8 protein-coding genes and 1 pseudogene are annotated in these 6,000 nt (G+C 57.3%); 7 read left to right on the top strand and 2 right to left on the bottom strand.

Translation table 11 applies throughout. The features are described from left to right. Positions 1-323: 323 nt before the first annotated feature. A complete protein-coding gene (locus tag AC0QUY_RS37095; RefSeq protein ID WP_475390990.1) occupies positions 324-464 on the top strand; it encodes a hypothetical protein in 141 nt (46 codons plus the stop codon). Positions 465-521: 57 nt separating this feature from the next. On the opposite strand, the gene AC0QUY_RS37090 is transcribed toward AC0QUY_RS37095, so the two are convergent. After that, positions 522-1,013 carry a hypothetical protein gene (locus AC0QUY_RS37090; RefSeq protein ID WP_475390988.1) on the bottom strand — a complete coding sequence of 164 codons (492 nt, stop codon included), beginning with the start codon at positions 1,011-1,013 and terminating at the stop codon, positions 522-524. A 645-nt stretch (positions 1,014-1,658) separates the two neighbouring features. On the opposite strand from AC0QUY_RS37090, the gene AC0QUY_RS37085 reads away from it, so the two are divergent. Together AC0QUY_RS37085 and AC0QUY_RS37080 are read left to right on the top strand one after the other, a co-directional pair. Then, entirely contained in the window at positions 1,659-1,784 is a 126-nt protein-coding gene (locus AC0QUY_RS37085) for a hypothetical protein (RefSeq protein WP_475390986.1), read from the top strand. A 17-nt stretch (positions 1,785-1,801) separates the two neighbouring features. Further along, positions 1,802-2,050, top strand: coding sequence for a DUF3551 domain-containing protein (locus AC0QUY_RS37080; protein WP_161854610.1), 249 nt, complete (start codon positions 1,802-1,804; stop codon positions 2,048-2,050). A 282-nt stretch (positions 2,051-2,332) separates the two neighbouring features. On the opposite strand, the gene AC0QUY_RS37075 is transcribed toward AC0QUY_RS37080, so the two are convergent. Then, positions 2,333-2,551 (bottom strand): hypothetical protein, encoded by a 219-nt coding sequence (locus AC0QUY_RS37075; protein ID WP_475390984.1) that lies wholly within the window; start codon positions 2,549-2,551, stop codon positions 2,333-2,335. 1,040 nt (positions 2,552-3,591) lie between these two features. Here AC0QUY_RS37075 and AC0QUY_RS37070 point away from each other — a divergent pair. From AC0QUY_RS37070 to AC0QUY_RS37055, 4 genes and pseudogenes are all read left to right on the top strand, one after another. After that, positions 3,592-3,777: a hypothetical protein gene (locus tag AC0QUY_RS37070; protein ID WP_475390982.1), complete on the top strand. Its 186-nt coding sequence runs from the start codon at positions 3,592-3,594 to the stop codon at positions 3,775-3,777. Between the two features lie 373 nt (positions 3,778-4,150). Continuing rightward, a complete protein-coding gene (locus AC0QUY_RS37065; protein ID WP_475390980.1) occupies positions 4,151-4,441 on the top strand; it encodes a hypothetical protein in 291 nt (96 codons plus the stop codon). 165 nt (positions 4,442-4,606) lie between these two features. After that, positions 4,607-4,816: a hypothetical protein gene (locus AC0QUY_RS37060; protein ID WP_475390978.1), complete on the top strand. Its 210-nt coding sequence runs from the start codon at positions 4,607-4,609 to the stop codon at positions 4,814-4,816. A 417-nt stretch (positions 4,817-5,233) separates the two neighbouring features. Further along, a pseudogene (locus tag AC0QUY_RS37055) lies at positions 5,234-5,501 on the top strand (SOS response-associated peptidase); the annotation flags it as partial. Positions 5,502-6,000 lie beyond the last annotated feature (499 nt).

The raw sequence follows: 6,000 nt of genomic DNA, 5'->3' as shown, positions 1-6,000 counted from the left end.
CGCCCAGCCCCGGCAGGCAAAGTCTTGCCCCCGTAAGGTTAACGAAATCTTACCAGTTGCTGGTGCTCGGATTGTAAGGCCCGCCGGGATAAGGCCGCCTTCGACGGCGCGCTAGCCGACGCCGTAGAGCTTGTTGAGAAAGTAGTGGCGGTCGCCTCGATCTCGGCCAAGGTCAACAAGCTCGGAGCAGCATTGACTGAAGCGGCCCTGACCATTGCGAACATGGGGAACGGCTCTGGCCTCGGGGCCGGGCGCAAATGCCCCACCTTCACCATGATTTGTACATATATCCACCCAACGCCTGCTGGGGCAGGATAGCGCCAATGGCAGCTAGTTTCCATGAGAAAACGGATGAGGAGTTCGAGGTGCAGGTTCGCAACCTCGCGCGCGTCGTGTCGGCCTGCACTCTGGGGCTTTGGTCCTTTTCTGCGGGCCTGCTGATCGGGACCTTCTATCTGTTTTGAAAGTGTTGCGGACGGGCGACTTCCGCTTTAGGTCGGCCGTTACGTCAGCCATCGCCCTCACCCAACTCCGTAAGGCTTGTTGAGAAAGTAATCGCGGTTGCCCAGCGCCTTCTCTGCGTACTGGTCGATCGCGACGGTGATCGCCTGAACGTGTTGATAGCAGTGGCCTTCACGGGCGGCCCGCTGGCGAAGTTCAGCAAGCGCGCGAATCCATGGCGAGTATCGGCCTTCTCGCCGTACCATTTCAACTGTTCGCGCATCACCAGCTCCGACCGCCCAACCCTTTCGTTGGACCGCCCTGCACACACTCTCGTTCTTAAAAGAGACAGCCGTGGCGCGGGGCAGGGTTACGCCACGACTGTCACAGTGCGCCCATGATGCGGAAAGCGCAAATCTTTCTACCGGGAAAAAATGGCAATGAAGAGCAGAAACAATGGCGGGCGCAAGCCCGACACGCATAGACATTGCTCCAGCATGTATTTCGAGACCGACGGCGTCTTTATTTGGGACGAAACCGTTTTCTCGCGCGAGGAAAACGTCCTGAAACAATGGGCGAGCTATCCTTGTCTCCAACGATCAGGGGATGGCCAAAATGCAATACTTATTCGAGCTGATTTGGACGCAGTCATGCAGCAGATACCTCGCCTCAATGGGCCAGCAGGAGGCTCAGCGATGCGTTCGAATTGTGAAAACGTGACGAGGTAATGCCGAGTTGGAATGAAGCGCTTTGAAGTCAGGAAGCATCGAGTTCAACGGGCGCACGATCGCCTGTCTAATTCGTAACCAGTCCGCCACTGGGGCGTCGCTGGAGGTGGTCGGCGCACTGGGCATCCCGGCGCAATTTACCCTTCTGATCGTTGCTGATCGCTTGAGGTGCGGGTGCACTGTGATATGGCGAACCGAACGCTTGATCGGCGTCAAATTCCACTAAGCTTATGTGTCGAAGGGATTAACCCGCCAGAGTTCGGGGTATGACAAAGTGGGCCGGCCCCGTTCTTGTTTTCCCCGATAGTGTAGTTTCTGCGCTCGTTAGGGCGCGCAAGGGGACGGCTCCGGCAGGCGCACTCCCAGCTTCCGCGCCGGGGCCGTTTCGGACTGGGTGTCCTCATTGGCACGCCAGAAACCTCTTGCTTGAGCAACCTATTGCCCTGGTACACCCGGTTTGAGGACCCAAGGCTACAGGATGATCTTGCTATGACGGTTTTTGTCTACGTCAATACGAGCAAGCAGGTTGGCGACCTCGAGCATCTCAAGGTGTTCGCCACCACAGGCGCCGCGGAAAAATGGTTTGAGGAGAACGATCCTGAAGGCGTTGCCTAGTGCTGAAGGAGGCTCTGATGCGCATTCTGGTCTTGGCGATTTTGGCGATCGGGATAATCTCAATGGGGCCGGCGGCTGCCCAGATGTACGATCCGGCTTATCCGGTTTGCCTGCGGGTATATGGCCCGGCCACCTATTACGAATGCGGATACACGTCGCTGCCTCAATGCAACGCGTCGGCATCGGGCCGCTCGGCACAGTGCGTGATCAATCCATATTTCGGGGGTGCGCAAGCGGGTTATCGGCGGCATGGCCGGGTCTACTAAAGTGAACCGGATTGGCCGAAGGACCGCCTATGCCATGCTGGTGATCTTGGTCCTCGCCATTTGGCAGGTGCTCGGTTCGCTATAAAAGTCTGCGCAAGCCATGCGCGAGAAAGAAGATCTTCGCCACTACGGACGCTGCGGAAAAGTGGTTCGCGGAGAACGGCCCGGATGGCGTTGCGTTCGAGTATGAGGTTCTGGAATGAACGAGGCCGCCAACTGAGGCGGCCTTACTTTCTTAGCCCATCCAGCGCGCGCAATCGAGCGCTGGAGCAGCTTGTCCCTCTACTTCTTCTTCATGCCGGACTCGCGTTGATTTTTCTCATATAGCGCGCGGTCAGCGGCACTTACCTGGCCCAACACGGGCGGAGCTGCGCCACCCGGGTTCGTGGTCGTGGCGGCGGCGGCGGCAGGTGCCTTCGGCTTCGTCGCTTTCTTGGCTGCCAAAGCGCCAGAAGTGGAGACAGCGAAGATCGCAAGACCGACAAGAATTATTTTCTTCATGCTCAGCTCTCCCTTAACTTGGAAAAAGGTCGCGCCGGCAGTCGAACATAAAGCTCGCATCACGGCAAGCTGGAGTGCCACGCTCTAGGCATGACACGTTCCCATTGCGAAAGGCCCGCCAGCGTGAACCGACGGACCTTGATATTTTGCGGGCAATCAAACGGCCACAGCGGGACTTGCTGTGGCCGTAATACGCTCGGCGCCGATCGACACCCACTGAAATCCCTCCCCAAGCGCTTCGAGCTTGATCTACATCAATGGCCCACGATGGGGCTGGCTCACGTTCGGTTCCACGGCGCTGAATACGGTTTTCATACCGGCGTCTTTAACTAAGACTATCGGGAAAAAGCGGCAATAAATTAGGAACCCGCGGCTATGAGCGGAGTCTATTCCCAGCTTCCGTTTTTGTCCCCCGAAGAATCCTGCCGGAAGAAAAACTCGGGGTTGGCGGCCCCAGCTGTCGGTTGAGATAGCTGGGGCCTTTTCATTCAGCGGCGAGTTGCTGCGCGCTCAGAGAAGCAGCCCCAACGGGGAAGCACTGGGGCCGCCTGCCTCGGGACAATGGGGATCAAAGGCACATCCCTTCGCGGTGCGGCCAGCGTAAACCGGCGGGCCCATTAATCGGCTCTAGTAAATTCGCTAGGCTATGTAAGCGCGCCGGGGGCGCGACATTTTAAGGCTAACGATTGACGCAAGGACCCGGCCGAGTGGTTGGACGCCGCTACATACATCGCTGAAAAGCTAAGCACTTCGATTTCCACGACTTGGCACACCATTGTCACGCATTTACCGCGGCGATCCGCTGTTCGCGAGGTCCAAATGGTCTCCAGGTATTTCTGCCGTTGATTTCTCAGCGACAGGAACGATTGTCGGGCAGGTTGATTATGGGGGATGTTCCTCCGTAGAGTGGGGCACACACTCACGAACTCAAACGGTCTCGCAGTCGGCAAACTCGGGATCGCTCGCGGCTCTCGCGTGATTAGAACTCCCGCCAGGGCCGTTTTTTAGCAGTCTGGGCTTTTTTGTTTCGGGAGGGAGACATGACATCGAATCCAAAGAAGCCGCTACGACCCGAAGATTTTCCCGTTGATGCCGAAGGCGAGAAGATAAAGAAGCAGGACGGTACTCCTATCGCCGATGCGGAGAGTCCGGACGTTGCTGACGAGGTGGCAGAGCGCTTGAACGAAGATGAAGCCAGGCGCGAAGAAGACAGGTGGTCCGCCTGACGTATCAAAGCAAGAAATTTAGATCGCGTTCCTAACGTGGCGACGCTTGACTCGCTTGGGGCTAGTGCCGACCTTCTTGATGGCCTTCTTCCTCATCTTGTTACCCGTGAAACTCACCTCGTAATGCTGCCCACCAGTGACCCGCGCCCGGTCCTGCTTGCGCCCGCGGCTTGATCTCTTCGTTGCCTTTGCCATCCTGCAATACCTCCCATTGCGAATGGCAACGCGTCATGATGTGTCGGGTTCCTGTTCTTCTCGCCGGAACGATTCAGGTCAGGCCAATTTGAGTCCGTATTGCGTGGAGTTCATAATGCGTAGGTCTAGTTGGACGCCGTCGATAGTCCCGAACGACAACGATGAGACGGTCTATTTGGTGGCGGATGATCTTGGTCGAATAGGCCGCGCCTGGCGCGAAGCCGATTACGAAGCCACCGACCTCGAAACGGTCATTCAAGACCTGCTGACCGGCCAATATAGCCACCCAATCCGCGTCGTCGCCTTCAATACCGCCGAACGTTGGTCGGAAGACGTTTCCGAAGACGACGCTAACGAATTGCGCCGTCGCTGCGATCTGCAAACGCGCGACGTTCCCTCTACGATCTCTGATTTTGTCGAACGGCATGAGGACCGTGATCGGCGTCAGTTGACCCTTTGGCTAGTTTAACTCTGACTCCCGAGTTCTAACTGGTACGATATCTGCACGCATTTGAAGTGCACACGGTGCGGCTCAGTTGGCTGGGTGGATCCGCGTCCGAAATGGACTGAAGCAATAGATTATCAAGGGGCATTTTTCGCCCTAGTTCATCATTTACTGATCGAGCTTTGTCACATGTCTATTTCTGACGAGTTGGCCAAACTCATTCCTATTGGCGAAGAAAACGCGGTACCTGGCCTGTTGCTTTGGAAGCAACTGAAGATGTGGTCACCGGCGAGTATTAAGCACACTTTGAGGCTGATGGCTCGGGATGGTTTAATCGAACGCAAGCAAGTTCTGCGCAACGGCCACGAGACGACCTTGTATTTTAGGTCGCGCAGTTGATTCAGAACAAGCCCGATACAAAGGCTGACTGGCAGCGCAAGTTCGAGGATCCGATATCGTATGCCCAGGGGCAAGAAGCTTGTCACGCTTCGTGACTCCGCCGACTGTATCACCAGCTTGCCGAAGATGCGTCCAAAATGTCGAAACACGATCTACGTCCTAATAATGTCAGGCAATTCCCAACGGTTGATAGTTAAGCGCACGATTGAAGTCCGGCGCTTTCGCCTGCCAGGACTCCCGCGTCAGTCGATACGCCACGCCGCGGGGATCCTCCCCTGCCCCCAAGTGCTGGCGCTTCCCTGTCGGTATTCAGGCCTCGTCGTGCGTTACCACCACGTCGTCATGCACCGAATAAAAGCCGACCGTGATAGCGCCAGGGTTGTCCCCGAACGGCGCCGCGGTTTGCACTGATACCGCTGGACCGAGTTCAAGGGCGATCGCGGGACGAAATCGAAGCCGATCCCCGGTCCGCATAACGTCTACGGCTTTCTCACCACGTCATCGAACGCCGTGGTCGAGCCGAGCCACCCGAAGGCCATGCCGGTCATCCTGACCACAGACGAGGAGCGTGACGTTTGGATGCGCGCCATGGGACGAAGCCAAGGTGTTGCAGCGGCCCCTGCCCGACGATGCAATCCGGATCGTCGCCCGGGGCGCCGACAAGGAAGACGAGGCCGCGGCATGAAATACGCCACCGCCCGCCCCTACGCTGACCCGGAAAAGGCCGCGCCGGATCATCGAGTGCCAACTCGGTCGAGCCGATTCAGGGCCGCATCCACATCGAAAAAATCAACGAGCCGTTCCTATTCCATCATCGCGGTAGCCCGGCCGAGTATGGCGCGGGTCTCAAACTCGCGATCGAACGCGGCTGGCTGGTACTGCACGAGTCTGGAACCTTCGTGACATTCACGCCGGCGGGTGCGGAGTTGTTCGCTTAGCTACATGAGCCCACACAGCCAATCCGTCCGAACGAAAGCCTGCCGGATGAACCATTGCGAATTCGGGGATTTGATCTTTCTGACGGATGGACCTGGACCACGCCATAAGCGGCGAAGAGGGCATATCGCGAACGGGCCGACTTTTTCAGGGTCGCAGGCGTATCTTTGAAAGGCTCGGCTACAGCGGTTTTATTTCTCCCAGCCAGAAACCTTTGCGCGGCTGATCTATTGGTAGGTAGCGGCGGA

It is taken from the genome of Bradyrhizobium sp. WYCCWR15520, assembly GCF_056174665.1.
The sequence above is the reverse complement of the archived record's forward strand: the minus strand, read 5'-3'. Positions and strand labels throughout refer to the sequence as shown.